Raw genomic sequence first — 14,273 nt, 5'->3', positions numbered from 1 at the left:
ATGTTGGTAAAAGTCGCAAAGCGGCGGCCGCGGCGCCGCTTGCATCGAGTGCGCAAAACGGCGGGCGGAAGAAAGACGAGACGTCTGCGCAACTTGACGGCTCATAGATCCGCAATTGCTAGGGGCCGAACGGACGGTTACCTGACCGGCTGGGATCATGGGGTTTGGTACGGCAAATGCGAGGCGGTTATAAGAAGCATTAAAGATGAAATCAGACATTTTCCCGTTCATATTATGTTCGTGGCGACCGGGAAAGGATTTCCGTATTCCCCATTGGATACGGCCGTTGCGGAATCGCTCAAAGGGATGGTCGGCCGTCTCAGTCTGACGAATGCTCTGCAGCCGGTTGCGCAGCAAGCGGCGTCGCTCCGTCCGGATGCGGTCATTGTGCTTGACGGCCTGCAGTTTCCGACGAAACAGGTGGACGCGATTCGCGCACTTGGGATCAAAACCGCGGTGTGGTTTACGGATGACCCGTATTATACCGACGTAACGAAAAATTTGGCGCCGCATTACGATTATGTGTTTACGCTTGAGAAACAATGCGTCGAGTTCTATATGCGCAACGGCTGCGTCAATGTGCACTATTTGCCGTTTGCCGCTTATTTGAACGATTTTCGTCCGCGAAATCCGCCGCTTTCGCTGCGCAAGGAGATTAGTTTTATCGGCTCCGCCTATTGGAAACGGGTCGAATTTTTCAATCAGATTTCCAATTATTTGGCCATGAGAGACATCAGCATATCCGGATTGTGGTGGGAGAGGCTGCGTCATTTCAATCTGCTGAAGTCCAAAATCAAACCCGGACATTGGATGGGACCGCTGGAAACGGCGGAGGCCTATAATGCCTCCAAAATCGTCATCAATATGCACCGGGCTCATGATGATGATTCATACAACAGCAATAAAGAGCACATCGCCGCCGTTTCCCCGAACCCGCGCACGTTCGAAATATCGGCCTGCGCAACATTGCAGCTGACCGATATCCGCGATGATCTTGCGTCATTTTATACACCCGGAGTGGAGCTGGTGACATACTCCTCTCCTTCGGAAATGATCGAAAAAATCGAGTATTATCTCCATCATGAGGAGGAACGGCGGGAAATCGCCATGCGCGGCATGTACCGGACGATGCGGGAGCATACGTACCCGCGGCGGCTGGAACAGATGCTTTCCGTCATGCTCGCCTAGCACGCTGATGTTATCATTCCCAGCGCAGCAGCAGTCCATTCTGGGTCAGGCCGCCGCCGAAGCCGTAAAGCAGCAGCCTGTCGCCTTTGCGGATTCGGCCGTCCCGCAGAGCGCTATCGAGCGCAATCGGAATCGAAGCGGCGGACGTATTGCCCGTATGAAGCAGCGTAGTCACGGTTTTGGAGACGGGAATGCCTGTTTTCTCGCATACCGAATCAATAATCCGCATGTTGGGATTATGCGGGATGAACCAGTCGATATCGGCCGCCGCCAAGCCGTTTTGTTTCAGCAGCTGCTCGATGCCTTCCGGAACCCGGCTAACCGCCCAGCGATAAACCGCTCGTCCGTTCTGCACGATATTGCCGGTTGTTTCAATCGGCACCTCTCCGATCGAAGCGGAGAGGCTGGAGCGGTACAATTGATGTCCTTCCGCGCCATCGGTAAGCGACAGCGTTCCGAGGAAGGACGACTCGCTCTGCGCATCGCCGGCCTCGACAAGCACCGCTCCGGCTCCGTCCCCAAACAGGATGCAGGTCGTCCGGTCCGTATAATCGGTAATTTTGGACAGCGTTTCGGCTCCGATGACAAGGATTTTACGAAACGCTCCGCTTGCGATCAAACCGCCGGCCATTTGCAGCCCCGTAATAAAACCGGCGCAGGCGGCGTTGAGATCGGCGGCACCGCATTGGCGGATGCCGAATTCGGCCTGAACGCGGGCGGCCATGCTCGGAAAGAAGGTGTCGGGCGTCGTTGTCGCAACGAGTATATAATCGACATCGTCAACCTCTTTTCCGGACTGCTCCATCATGTTACGAACGGCTGCAAAGCACAAATCGCTGCAAAATTCGTCTTCGGCAGCAATCCGTCGTTCGCGGATTCCGGTACGCTGCATAATCCATTCGTCGGATGTTTCGACCATTTGTTCCAAATCGGCATTGGAAAGTATCCGCTTGGGTACATAAGCGCCGACAGCGCTAATAATCGCTTTTGTATGAAAAGAAGAAACGGAAGCTTGCATATCGACTCACCATCCATTCTTTATATTTAGTACCAGATACTAATACTTGATACTATAAATGTACTACCTTCATCCGTCTTTCGTCAAGAGATGAAGTTCCAGTTCGAACTCATACCGGCTGATCGGCGCAAATGCCCTTGCCATGGTTCATAATGGCGGCTGGGAACCATTGACTACATAGCGGCAGGGTGATTGGCTAACGATATAACAGGGCGTGATTTGCCCAACAACGAAGCAGACGAAACGGAGGATGAAGGAATGCAGCGCAAACTGATGGTGCTGGCAACCGGCGTCATGCTTGGTTCCTTGCTGGCGGGTTGCACGACGATGAATCAAGACGGCGTGCGCACCAAAAACAGAAACGACGGCTACCGGATTTTGGACAGACGCGTAACGGACAACAATATGAATGGTTTAAACGGGAACGACAGAGTCGGTCCGGATCGCAACGATGCAGTCGGGGCCAATAACATGACGATGGACGAGAAAATCGCGAACAAAATCGCGCAGATGAAGGAAGTCGATTCTGCATATGTCCTTCTTACGGACAACAACGCCTATGTCGCCGTCACGCTGGACAACAATACCGGTGCGGGCACGAGGCCGAAAGCAATGACGGGCACGAACAACTGGCGAGGCGCGGGAATGACCGACCGCACAGGAATGAACGGCCGTACAGGAATGACCGACCGTACGGGCATGAACGGCCGCACAGGAATGACCGATCGTACGGGCATGAACGGCAACGGCATGCTGGAAGCTTCCGAGTTGACGGATCCCCTTAAAGCTAAAATTTCCGATAAAGTGCGGAACTCAGCGCCGAATGTCGATAATGTATACGTCTCGACCAATCCGGATTTTGTCGGCAGGATGACAAATTATATGAACGACGTGAGAAGAGGCCGGCCGATTCAAGGCTTCGCCGAAGAGTTCGGCGAAATGGTGCGCCAGATTTTTCCCGTTAATGCCGCCGCTAATAATCCCGCCGGGACGAGGTAGTACCGCCATAATATACGCAGGGCCGGCCGTTTGGGGTCGGTCTTTTTTTATTAATATTGCTGCTATCTTAATCCGTCCGGGGAGCACGCTCCCGAAGCGTTTAAAGTTATTGAAAACCGGGGGGGGGGGAGCGTTCCCGTTACAGAGCCTCTTTCCAAAGTTAAACCCGACCGACGCCAAATGAGACGACTGTTTATATGAACCGGGCATCCCGATGAGGGACCCGGTTTTTTGTGGCCTGCACTGCCCATTTTGTATGAACACCGCACCATGTAATCGCCCTTTTCATAAGATAAGTTGACTGTATCCCTTAACCTTGTTACCACATAAAAACCCGAGCAAGGAGGGGTGACGAATTTGAAGGGCAGCGACCACAAAAACAAATTTTTACTGACACACAGAGAACGTGAAGTTTTCGAATTATTAGTCCAAGACAAAACGACAAGGGATATCGCACAGCAATTGTTTATCAGTGAAAAAACCGTGAGGAACCATATTTCTAATGTTATGCAAAAGCTTAACGTTAAAGGTCGTTCGCAAGCGGTTGTCGAGCTGATCAAGCTTGGGGAATTGCTGATCTGACGCACCCTGCGTATTTCTTGATAAGCCTTCCCTCCAAGGTTTCGCTTATAAAAGAGCGTATCGGGGGAAGGCTTGGTACATATGCAAACCGGACAACGCTTTGATCATTTTGTTGATTGGCGTTTCATTAGGTGAAAAAGGCGGAGAGTCCCGGGGCAAAGCGGGACTGATCCTATCATAATGTTTGTACATCGGGATTGAATGAAGGCAGAAGCCGGCATCCGCTGCGGATGCCGGCTTCTTCTCGCATGTATATTAAGCGGATTGCTGCATAAGTGATTTGCGCCCATGGAATATTTTCCTCCGACCAGCCGGCCGCCCGGAAACTCAGACTTTACACGGACCTGAACCGTACTGGAAGATCAGTCCAGCAATGCGGAGACGATGTTGTGGGTGGCGTCGATTTGCAAATGCATCACTGTCTTCCATGCCATTATATTTATTATAAACCAGCAGGTTCAAAAAGGTAATGATAAGCCTGATCTCTTGATTCAGCCCGCAACCGTATGCGATCGGCCGTGCGTCTTCTTACCGGACGATTCCCATGCTATGATAGGGAAAAAAGGCAGGGAGTGACAGATGTGCTGAAAATCCTTCTTTTCGCTCTATTATGGAGAATACTGGGCAATCCGTTCCTTGCGCTTCTGGTGCTGCTCGTCGTGCTTTATATACTCGACCGCCGGTTTGTCGGTTTGACGCCGAGCCTCGTCAAGCCGTTCCGGCGGCAAAGCCGGATGACCGCTCTGCGCAGGCAGCTGGCCGTCAATAACAACGATGTCAGCGCCAAGCACGAATTGGCCCGCTTATGGATGGAGCGCAAGAAGTACGGCGAGGCGCGCCGTTTGCTGGAGCCGATGAAAGATTCGCATGCGACCCAGGACTCGGCCGAGTTTTGGGACGATTACGGAACCTGCCTGCTGTATACCGGCTCAGCAGCCGAAGGCGAAGCGGCCATTCGCCGCGCCCTTGCCATTAATTCGAACGTGAAGTACGGTCAGCCTCACCTGAGGCTGGCAGCATGGTACAGCGATAAAGATAAAGGCAATGATCCTGCCAAGGCGCTCCTGGAACTGGAAGCGTTCCGCAGCATCCAGTCCTCTTCCTGCGAAGGCTATTACCGGCTGGCCCTTATCAAAGCTCGTCTGGGGCAAAGGACGGAAGCGAAGGAAGCGCTGGATGAAGCGCTGGGGATCTACCGCGTGCTGCCGCGGTATAAAAAGAAGGAAGAACGCAAATGGGCGTTTCGCAGTTTGATGCGGAAATGGTTTGCGTAACCGCTGCCGCCGGTTACCTGCGTTCTTTACGGTCCGGCTCGACATAAACAGACATCATTTCCGGAATTCGGAGATAATTAGAGCGCATAAAGGTGTGATTCATCGCCTGTAGCGCTCTTTTTTTGGTATAATATAAGGAATGCCGGACCGAGCGGAGGATACGTATGGACACAACTACCGGAATGTCGGCGCTGCTGCCGATGCTGGAAGAGCAATTAATGGATGAACTGCCGTCGGTAATGATTGAACGGGGATGGAACTACTTCCGGAAAGAAAAAGCATCCGGCATCCGATTGGCGGGAGATCATACGCTGGAGGGAATCGTGCGCGGAAGCGATCTGTATGCCGTCACGCTGGATGCGCAGAAATTTACCCGGAGCGTCTGTACTTGCCCATACGGAGGATACTGCAAGCATATGGCGGCTGTCTTTTTCGCGGCGTACGAACTGGAGGAAAATGGGGCGCAGGAAGCTTATGAGCGATTGATGGGCCTCGAGTTCAAGCCTTATATTGATCTTCGGCAGACGGCTGCGGCATCCGATGGGCCACCGCAAGCTATGCCGCCGGGATTGGATGCCGCGCCTGAGGAATGGGAACGGTGGATGTCGGAGCGTTACGGGGAGACGTGGCGCCAGTGCCGCCATTCGCTGCATGCGCTGCAGCCTGTTTTGTCGGCGCTTAAAGGATCGGCGAAAATGTGGCCGAAGAGCAGCCAGCGGCTTCATTGGATGAACGCGATTCTGTTTGTGCTGATGCAGGCGGAAAAGGCGATTACGACGGTAGATGCCTTCAGCCGGTATTATCAGGAAATGAGTTTTACGCGAATGGCGGAGCCTTGGATCGAGCATTATGAAACGCTCATCCGTGAACTGGAGCCGGAAGCGATGAACGAGAGGGAACGAGGATGGCGCGACTGGACGTGCGAACTGCTGCACGATCAGGCTTCGAGCGGTGCGGGCCAGCTGTTCCGCTGGGATTATTTTTATTTTACGTTCGCCGACAAGCTGGATGAAGATCGCCGCTGGCGGGTGCGGGAACGGAAGGAACTTGAGCGCCGTCTCCGGAACGCGCGCGGGTCGGAACCGGCCGATGCATCGCCGGGGAACGGAGCATACAAGGAAGATAAGCGGACAGCCGCCCCTACGCCCGTCAAGGAGGACAGCGGAACCATATTTGCACTGGCGGCGCTGGCGCGGTTGGATGCTTCCGAAGGAAACGACGCGGACGCGATCGCAAATCTTCGCCGGGTGCCGTTTGAGAACGCCTCGCTGCTCGCTTTTAAATACGCGAACATTCGAACCGGAGAAAACGAATGGGGCAAGCTTGAAGGCTGGATGGAATATTTGTTCGGGGAAATGGGGGAGTACCGCAACTCCTCGCTGCTTCAGCCGTTTTTACTGCTTTGCCGGAACGCCGATTTGCGGCAGCCGGATAACCCCTCTTGGCAGACTTATATGATCCGCTTGCTGCCGTTTGCGTACGGAGAGCTGGCCGATCATTGGCTTGACCGGGGGCGTTACACGGAGTGGGCCGATCTGCAGCTGACGATGGGGATCCGCCCCGATGAGCTTGACAATCAGGATATCCGGATCGTTGCCAAATCGGCGCCCGCCGTGCTTGTCCCGCTGTACCATCATGCGGTGGAAGAGTGGATCTCCACCCGCAACCGGCAAGGATACCGGATGGCCGTGAAGCAGCTCAAGAAGCTGGAGAAGCTGTATAAGGCGGATAAAAAGAGCGACCGGTTCGAACATTATACGGCCAGGCTCGCCCGCAAGTATCAACGGATGAGGGCGCTGCAGGAAGAGCTGTGGAAAGGAAACATTTTGAAATGAGAAGATTTGTCGCTGCTGGATCGCTGCTTGTGAACGGACATTGGGAACCCGGCAGGGGGATTGCGCTTTATTCGTCGGACCCGTCGGAATACGGACGCAGGCTGAGCAATCTGCTGTTTGCCTGGCATCCGGCGAGCTGGTATGGAACGGAACTGGCGGAATTGGAACCGGAAGAAGGGCGCCCGGCGGCCCTTCTGCTTACTCCGCTGCTTGCCGTCGATTATTTCGCCTTCCCAAGACCGGTCCGGCTGCTGGAGGTCGAATGGGGGCAAGAGCTGGAGCAGCTCGCGCGGCTTGGCGGATTGCTTCGCGAAGCGCTGATCGGCGGCTGGTTCGCTCCCCACTGGCGCCTATGGTCGGAGAGCGAACGCCGCTGGCAGGTGCGGCTGCCGGAATCGGAGCCGGAGGCCGCCCGGCGCTGGAATGCGCTGCTGGCCGAGAACGGTGCGCTGCAGGACACCGCGGACGAATGGCTCAGTCTCGCTGTCGAGGAACTGATCGCGGACAAACCGGGCGCGGCTGCCGCCTGGGAACGCGTCGAAGGTGGCGCAGGCCCGCAGCTGACGCGCAAATCGCCTCATGAGGAAGACTGGCTGATCGCGATCGGCTTGAAGAAGGACACGTTCCCGTTCCGCACCGCCCTGCAGCTGGCGGAGCCGGAAGAAGGGCGGAGCTGGAGGCTGCGGGCCGCTCTTCAGGACCGCGAAGGCGGGCAGTGGATTCCGCTGGAGCGGCAGGATGAACCCGGCCGTTGGCTGCCGGCGGCGGGCGAGTCGTGGACGGTTCCGGAGGATTGGCTGCCGCTGCTGAAGGAGCGCCTAATCAAGGAAGAAGAAAGATGGCTGCAGGCTCTTCCCGATTGGGAAGATGAGGCGGCGCCCGGCATGGTGAAGCGGAACTTGACGGACACGGAAGCGTACGGCTTTCTGGAGCACGCGAGTCTTAAGCTGCTTGACTACGGCTGCGCGGTCGTCCTTCCGGGCTGGTGGGAAGCGGTCCGCAAGCGGAAGCTGAGACTGAAAGCGAAGCTGAAGTCTTCGGTCGGTTCCGCAGAGCAGCCGATGTTCGGCCTGAGTCAGATCGTCCAGTTTGACTGGAAGCTTGCTGTCGGCGATGTGGACTTGACGGAAGCCGAATTTTTGCGCCTGGCGGAAGAAAACAGGCGGCTGATGCAAATCGGCGGGCAGTGGGTACACCTGAACCCGGATGATGTGCGGCAAATCCGGGAATGGATGAAGCGGGTCGGCAGGAAGAAGGGGCTCTCTTTCCGCGACGTCATGCAGATGCATCTGCAGGGCGGAATTCCCGTCACCGAAGAAGAAGGCGAGGAGCCGCTGCAGGCGGAAGTCGAGCTGAACGAAAATATGATGCGGTTGATCGGACAGCTTCAGAACGTGAACGAGCTGCCGCTGCTTCAGGAGCCGGAGCAGTTTCGGGGAGAGCTTCGCCCTTATCAGCGCCAGGGCATGTCATGGCTCCTCTTCCTGCGCCGCTTCGGGCTTGGAGCCTGTCTGGCCGACGACATGGGTCTGGGCAAAACGGTCCAGTTCACCGCTTATCTGCTGCATGTGAAGGAGCTGGTCGCGCAGTCGGGAGAACCGAAGCGTCCGTCGCTGCTCATTTGTCCGACGTCGGTCATCGGCAACTGGGAGAAAGAGCTGGAGCGGTTCGCCCCGACGCTGGATGTGCGGCTTCATTACGGGCCCAGAAGAATGAAGGGCGAGTCGTTCGCGGAATTCACCGAAGGAGCCGATCTGGTCATTACCTCCTATTCGCTTGCACCGCTTGATGAGGAGGAGCTCGCTTCGGTGCAATGGGAGACGCTTTGTTTGGACGAATCGCAAAACATCAAGAACGTCTACACAAAGCAATCTTCCGCGATACGCCGCCTGAGTGCGCACCACCGGATCGCCATGACGGGAACGCCGATGGAAAACCGGCTGACGGAACTGTGGTCGATTTACGACTTTATCAATACCGGTTATCTTGGTACGATGGCGGAATTCCGGCGGGCCGTTATTTTGCCGATTGAACGGGAACGGGACGAAAAAACGATCGCCGGACTGCAGCGCTGGGTGAAGCCGTTCATGCTGCGCCGGCTGAAGAAAGATCCCGCCATCGAGCTGTCGCTGCCGGATAAAAATGAAAACAAAATGTTCATCGCCTTAACGGCGGAACAAGGCGCCGTATACGAAAATATTGTGGCCGATTTGCTGGAGAAACTGGATACGCTGGAGCCGATGCAGCGCCGCGGCCTCATTCTCGCCTCGATCACGAAGTTGAAGCAGGTGTGCGACCATCCTGCGCTGCTGCAGGACGGAAGCGAAGCCGAGCGGGAGGCGGAGCTGTGGGATCCGGAACGGTCCGCGAAAGTGATGCGGCTGCTTGAAATGTGCGAGGAGGTCGCTGCCGAAGGCGAGCGCTGCCTTATTTTTACCCAGTTCGTAGATATGGGGGCTACGCTGCAGAAGCTGCTGGAGGAGCGGCTGTCGCTGCCCGTTCCGTACTTGCATGGAGGGGTGCCGAAAGCAAAGCGCGACGAGATGATCGCGGGTTTCCAAAATCAGGAGCAGCCGGGCTGCGCGTTCGTGCTCTCGCTTAAGGCCGGGGGAACGGGACTGAACCTGACGGCGGCCAACCATGTATTTCATTTCGACCGCTGGTGGAATCCGGCCGTCGAAAATCAGGCGACCGACCGCGCGTTCCGGATCGGACAGAAGAAGCGGGTTCAAGTGCATAAATTCGTTTCGCTTGGAACGCTGGAGGAGAAAATCGACGATATGATCGAACGCAAGCAGTCGCTGAACGAGCAGGTCGTCGGCCAGTCCGAGCAGTGGATAACGGAGCTGTCGAAGGAAGAGCTGCGCGAGCTGTTCACGCTGCGCAAACAGTGGCTGAAAGATTAGCGGCCCGCGGCCGGATCGGCCGCTTCATAACGAAAGGCGGGATAAGAGATGGATACGGATCAGCCGCAGCCTAACAAGCGGGGCCGTCCCCGCAAGGATGCTTCGCTCAGTGCCGCGGCGGCTGCGGGCGCTGCGCCTGCCGCCGCAAATGAAGCGGAAGCCAAACCGGCGCAAGTCCCGGCTGAAGCAGATCCCGGTACCGGCGGCGCGGAAGCGGCCGGAGGGGGGCGGCGCCGTGCCTTGCGCAAGCTGGGGGAAATCGGCTTAAGCGGCAAAGATGCCGTGGACGAACCGGGGGCCGGACCGGAGGAGGCAAGTTCCGAGTGGCGGGCCTTCTACGGCGCGGTACGCAGAGCGATGGAGGAGCTGCGCGGACCGGAGCTGTAACTGGGGCCGGCCGCAGCAAAAAGGCAGACGCAATGGAGAAGTTGTCTCCGGGGCGTCTGCCTTTTCATGTTTTGCTGCGGCAAGCTTCGCGTGCGGCCGGCTCCGGCACGGAGGCCGGATTGTTATTTGATCAGGTTCGCATAGGTCAGATCGTGCAAAATATAAGCCAGGAAAAAAATGACGCAGGGGTTCTCGAAGTTGTGCTGAATCTTGTTCAGCTGCTGGTAATACGTTTCCCCATAATGGGGATTGTTCCGCATTTCCAGATTCGCTTTAATGAGCGCGTCCAGCTTGTCGGCGATGTCGACCATTTCGCCTTCATAGTCGGACGACTTGCTGTCGACCATAAAGTCCAATAAATCGTCGTGAAAAAAGGCGGGCAGCTTGCCGATCATCGATTCGGCGGTTTCCCGCTCGTACCGTTCGAACGCTTTCGACATTTCGGGGCTCGTATGCTTGAAATTGGACACGACGTCCCCGGATACGATTTCCGGCAGGTCGTGCAGGACGGTCTTGGCCACCAGCCGGAACAGGTCGAAGCTGCGGACGCCGAACCGCTCCCTCTCCAGCAGTCCGTTGAACAGCGCCAGCGACGCCGCCCGGAAGGAATGGGTGGCATCGTTATCGGGTACCAGATTAAAGCTGCCGTTCCACCGCTTGACGGTGTCGAGATTGAGAATATACCCGAGAAACTCGTAAATTTCCGCTTTTTTATTGTATTCGTCGATCAGCCACTTCATGGAGGGAATCTTTGTGGCCGACGCTTTGTCCAGCAACTCCTTGTACTTTGCCTTGAAGAACGGATTGGAATCGTACTCCGCTTCCCGGTGGCAATAAATCAAAGCGTCGAACGTATCGATCGCATTGACAAGCCGGCCGACGTAGCTGTCATCCTGGGGATGGACAATATAATCGTAGGCGAACGGCTGCAGCGACCGCGACAGATAAGAGACGATATCTTTGCTTATTTCCAGCTCCAAAGCGGCAATATGCTCGGCCACGATGGAATCTTTTTTCGTTACATGCTTGATCGAACCGGTGCCCGTATTGCGGAGGTCGGCCCACAAAGAGCGGGAAAGCAGCTGCAGCCGGTCGACCGGGTTGCCGAGCAGCTTCTCCTCGATAATTCCAACCAGAATCGAGATCGCCGCGCACCGGAAGCTGTGGCTTGCCGCGCTGTCTTCGAACCTCGGAGCGAATTCGCTCCATCTGGGCACGTACTGCATGCGGATGATGGTGCCGGTAAATTTTCCGTTTTTCAATGCCATCCCGTCCTAAAGAAATTGGCGATCCCGGCTTACGCTTCGGTTATGCTCGTATGCCAACAGGATCATCTATGCTATTATATAGCTATTCATGTGTAACGACCAGAGAGGAGTTTGTCCGACTTATGCAGCAGTTTGAGCAAAGCGTTTACAAACTGATTGTCGAAACGTCCACCAACCTTCCCGGCGACGTGCGCAGAGCGGTCAAAGCGGCTCAGGAGGCCGAAGTCGCCGCGACCCGGGCCGGCATATCGCTGTCCACGATCGCAACCAACATCGAGATGGCCGAATGCAACGTGTCGCCGATCTGCCAAGATACGGGCATGCCGACGTTTATCGTGCATACCCCTGTAGGCGCCAATCAGATCGTCATGAAGGAGCAAATCCGGAGCGCGGTCGCCAAGGCGACCAAGGACGGCAAGCTGCGCACCAACTCCGTCGATTCCTTGACAGGCGGCAATACCGGCGACAACCTCGGACCGGGAACGCCGGTCATCCACTTCGAGCAGTGGGAGAAGGGCGAGATCGACGTCCGTCTTATATTGAAAGGCGGCGGCTGCGAGAATAAAAACATTCAATACAGCCTTCCGGCCGAACTGGAAGGGCTCGGCAAAGCCGGCCGCGATTTGGACGGCATCCGCAAGTGCATGATGCATGCGGTCTATCAGGCGCAGGGGCAGGGATGCAGCGCCGGCTTCATCGGCGTCGGCATCGGCGGCGACCGCACGAGCGGCTATGAGCTGGCGAAGCAGCAGCTGTTCCGCAATGTGGACGACGTCAATCCGCATCCAGAGCTGCGGCAGCTTGAAGAGTATGTCATGGAGAACGCGAACAAGCTCGGCATCGGCACGATGGGCTTTGGCGGACAGGTGACGCTGCTCGGCTGCAAGGTCGGCGTCATGAACCGGCTGCCGGCGAGCTTTTTCGTCTCCGTTGCGTACAACTGCTGGGCGTTCCGCAGGCAAGGCGTGCTGCTCAGCACGGACACCGGCGAAATCAAGGAATGGATTTATCCGCAGGGCAGCGAAAGCCCGATGGGAGCTCTGGCGGCGAAAGCGGAAGAGAACGGGGCGGATGCCGGACGCCGCGAAGTGGCGCTGACGACGCCGCTGACGGAGGAGCAGGTTCGTTCGCTGCGCGTCGGCGACGTCGTTATTCTGAACGGTGAAATGCATACCGGGCGTGATGCGCTGCACAAATATTTAATGGACCACGACGCGCCGGTCGATCTGAACGGAGCGGTCATTTACCACTGCGGTCCGGTGATGCTGAAGGACGAAGAGGGCTGGCATGTGAAAGCGGCGGGGCCGACAACGAGCATTCGCGAAGAACCTTATCAGGGCGATATTTTGAAAAAATTCGGCATCCGCGCCGTTATCGGCAAAGGCGGCATGGGCGCGAAGACACTGAAGGCGCTGCAGGAACACGGCGGCGTATATTTGAACGCCATCGGCGGCGCGGCGCAGTATTATGCGCAGTGCTTCAAGAACGTAAACGGCGTCGACTTCATGGAATTCGGCATTCCGGAAGCGATGTGGCATCTGCAGACGGAAGGGTTCGCGGCGATCGTCACGATGGACGCACACGGGAACAGCCTGCATGTGGATGTGGAGAAAGACTCGTTTCAGAAGCTCGGGCAATTTAAAGAGCCGGTATTCAAGTAAGATCCCCGCGCCGGACGGAAGTGTCCGGCATCATCGTGATGCCCGGTGCGGCTTCCGGACGCCGGGGTCCTTTATCTACGAGACAGAAAGAAGGTTATCGTTACGCGCGAATTTGGACTGGCCTTCAACCGCCGTTTTGAACAATGGATGTTTCTCATTATCCCAGGAGCCCTCTTTCTGGGATTTATTTTTTCCGATCAGCTGCTGCCGTTTGCGGGCCTGGCTCCGTGGCTGTTCGCTTATGTCACCCTTGTCATGGCGATCGGGTGCGGACCGGAGCAGCTGCTTGTCGTGCTGCGCCGCCCGTGGGCGATTCTGCTTTCGCTCCTGCTTGCCCATGTCGTCTCGCCGCTGGCCGCATACGGAGCGGGAACGCTGCTGCTCGGCAGCGACTCTCCCTATGTAGCGGGACTGGTATTGTTCACGCTGATTCCGCTTGGCGTCTCGACGGTGCTGTGGGTGGCGCTATCGGGCGGCAGCGTGCCGCTCGTGCTGGCGATGGTCGTGCTGGACTCGCTGCTGAGTCCGATCGTCGTTCCGGCCGGCATCCGGCTGCTGTTCAGCCAAGGCGTCTCCGTCGATACCGGCAGCGTCATCTCCGATCTGCTGCTGATCGTCGTCCTGCCGACGGTGGCCGGCGTGCTGCTTCATATCGCGAGCCGGGGGCGGATACAGCCGGCCGTGAAGCCGTACGCCGTCCCGCTGTCCAAGCTCTGCTTCATCGGCGTCGTGTCGCTGAACGCGGCGGTGATCGCTCCGCACGCGGCTCTACTGAAAGCGGACATGATCCGCATTGTACCGCTGGTCATTCTGCTCGTCGGATTCTGCTATGCGATCGGCTTCATCGGGACGATCCCGATGCGCAGCCGCCAGCTGCAGACGACGGTCTCATACGCGACGGGAATGCGCAATATTTCCCTCGGCACCGTGCTCGCGATGGGCTACTTCAGCCCTTTGGCCGCCGTTCCGGTCGTCCTTTCGATCCTCATTCAACAGCCGCTGGCAACGCTGCATCATTATGTTTTACGAAAAATTTACAATGATAGGTCTGGCGCGGCGGAGCGGCGTGAGGGTACGATACAGTCATAACATTATGCGACATTTTCGGACATCATATATGAAAACTCGCATAGACATCAGGCGGCTGGCGAAGGA

The 14,273-nt window shown here is 56.7% G+C and carries 11 protein-coding genes; 9 read left to right on the top strand and 2 right to left on the bottom strand.

Annotated elements, in window-relative coordinates; translation table 11 throughout:
* Entirely contained in the window at positions 1-1,188 is a 1,188-nt protein-coding gene (locus VN24_RS01845) for a CgeB family protein (protein WP_082083568.1), read from the top strand.
* Between the two features lie 13 nt (positions 1,189-1,201).
* Here the strand turns inward: VN24_RS01845 and VN24_RS01840 are convergent, their stop codons facing one another.
* A complete protein-coding gene (locus VN24_RS01840) occupies positions 1,202-2,206 on the bottom strand; it encodes a ketoacyl-ACP synthase III (protein WP_045669033.1) in 1,005 nt (334 codons plus the stop codon).
* A gap of 258 nt (positions 2,207-2,464) precedes the next feature.
* Here VN24_RS01840 and VN24_RS26115 point away from each other — a divergent pair, with 258 nt between their 5' ends.
* The 6 genes from VN24_RS26115 to VN24_RS01805 all read left to right on the top strand — a co-directional run bounded on the left by VN24_RS26115 (position 2,465) and on the right by VN24_RS01805 (position 10,189).
* Positions 2,465-3,205, top strand: coding sequence for a YhcN/YlaJ family sporulation lipoprotein (locus tag VN24_RS26115; protein ID WP_052702733.1), 741 nt, complete (start codon positions 2,465-2,467; stop codon positions 3,203-3,205).
* A 357-nt stretch (positions 3,206-3,562) separates the two neighbouring features.
* Positions 3,563-3,787: a helix-turn-helix domain-containing protein gene (locus tag VN24_RS01830; RefSeq protein WP_045669032.1), complete on the top strand. Its 225-nt coding sequence runs from the start codon at positions 3,563-3,565 to the stop codon at positions 3,785-3,787.
* Positions 3,788-4,368: 581 nt separating this feature from the next.
* Positions 4,369-5,061, top strand: a complete 693-nt coding sequence (locus tag VN24_RS01820) for a tetratricopeptide repeat protein (RefSeq protein ID WP_045669030.1) — start codon at positions 4,369-4,371, stop codon at positions 5,059-5,061.
* 164 nt (positions 5,062-5,225) lie between these two features.
* The gene (locus tag VN24_RS01815) at positions 5,226-6,896 is read left to right on the top strand and encodes an SWIM zinc finger family protein (RefSeq protein WP_045669029.1); all 1,671 of its coding nucleotides are present in this window, start codon (positions 5,226-5,228) and stop codon (positions 6,894-6,896) included.
* Positions 6,893-9,802, top strand: coding sequence for a DEAD/DEAH box helicase (locus VN24_RS01810; protein ID WP_045669028.1), 2,910 nt, complete (start codon positions 6,893-6,895; stop codon positions 9,800-9,802). Before VN24_RS01815 ends, VN24_RS01810 begins: the two co-directional genes overlap by 4 nt.
* Positions 9,803-9,850: 48 nt before the next feature.
* A complete protein-coding gene (locus tag VN24_RS01805) occupies positions 9,851-10,189 on the top strand; it encodes a hypothetical protein (RefSeq protein ID WP_045669027.1) in 339 nt (112 codons plus the stop codon).
* 122 nt (positions 10,190-10,311) lie between these two features.
* On the opposite strand, the gene VN24_RS01800 is transcribed toward VN24_RS01805, so the two are convergent.
* A complete protein-coding gene (locus VN24_RS01800; RefSeq protein ID WP_045669026.1) occupies positions 10,312-11,451 on the bottom strand; it encodes a YfbR-like 5'-deoxynucleotidase in 1,140 nt (379 codons plus the stop codon).
* A 128-nt stretch (positions 11,452-11,579) separates the two neighbouring features.
* On the opposite strand from VN24_RS01800, the gene VN24_RS01795 reads away from it, so the two are divergent.
* Together VN24_RS01795 and VN24_RS01790 are read left to right on the top strand one after the other, a co-directional pair.
* Positions 11,580-13,118 (top strand): fumarate hydratase, encoded by a 1,539-nt coding sequence (locus VN24_RS01795; RefSeq protein ID WP_045669025.1) that lies wholly within the window; start codon positions 11,580-11,582, stop codon positions 13,116-13,118.
* Between the two features lie 45 nt (positions 13,119-13,163).
* A complete protein-coding gene (locus VN24_RS01790; protein WP_338012216.1) occupies positions 13,164-14,207 on the top strand; it encodes a bile acid:sodium symporter family protein in 1,044 nt (347 codons plus the stop codon).
* Positions 14,208-14,273: the final 66 nt, after the last annotated feature.

The sequence above is a fragment of the Paenibacillus beijingensis genome, assembly GCF_000961095.1.
Lineage (GTDB): Bacteria > Bacillota > Bacilli > Paenibacillales > Paenibacillaceae > Paenibacillus_O > Paenibacillus_O beijingensis.
Note: the sequence above shows the minus strand (reverse complement) of the source record. Positions and strands in the feature narration are given on the sequence as shown.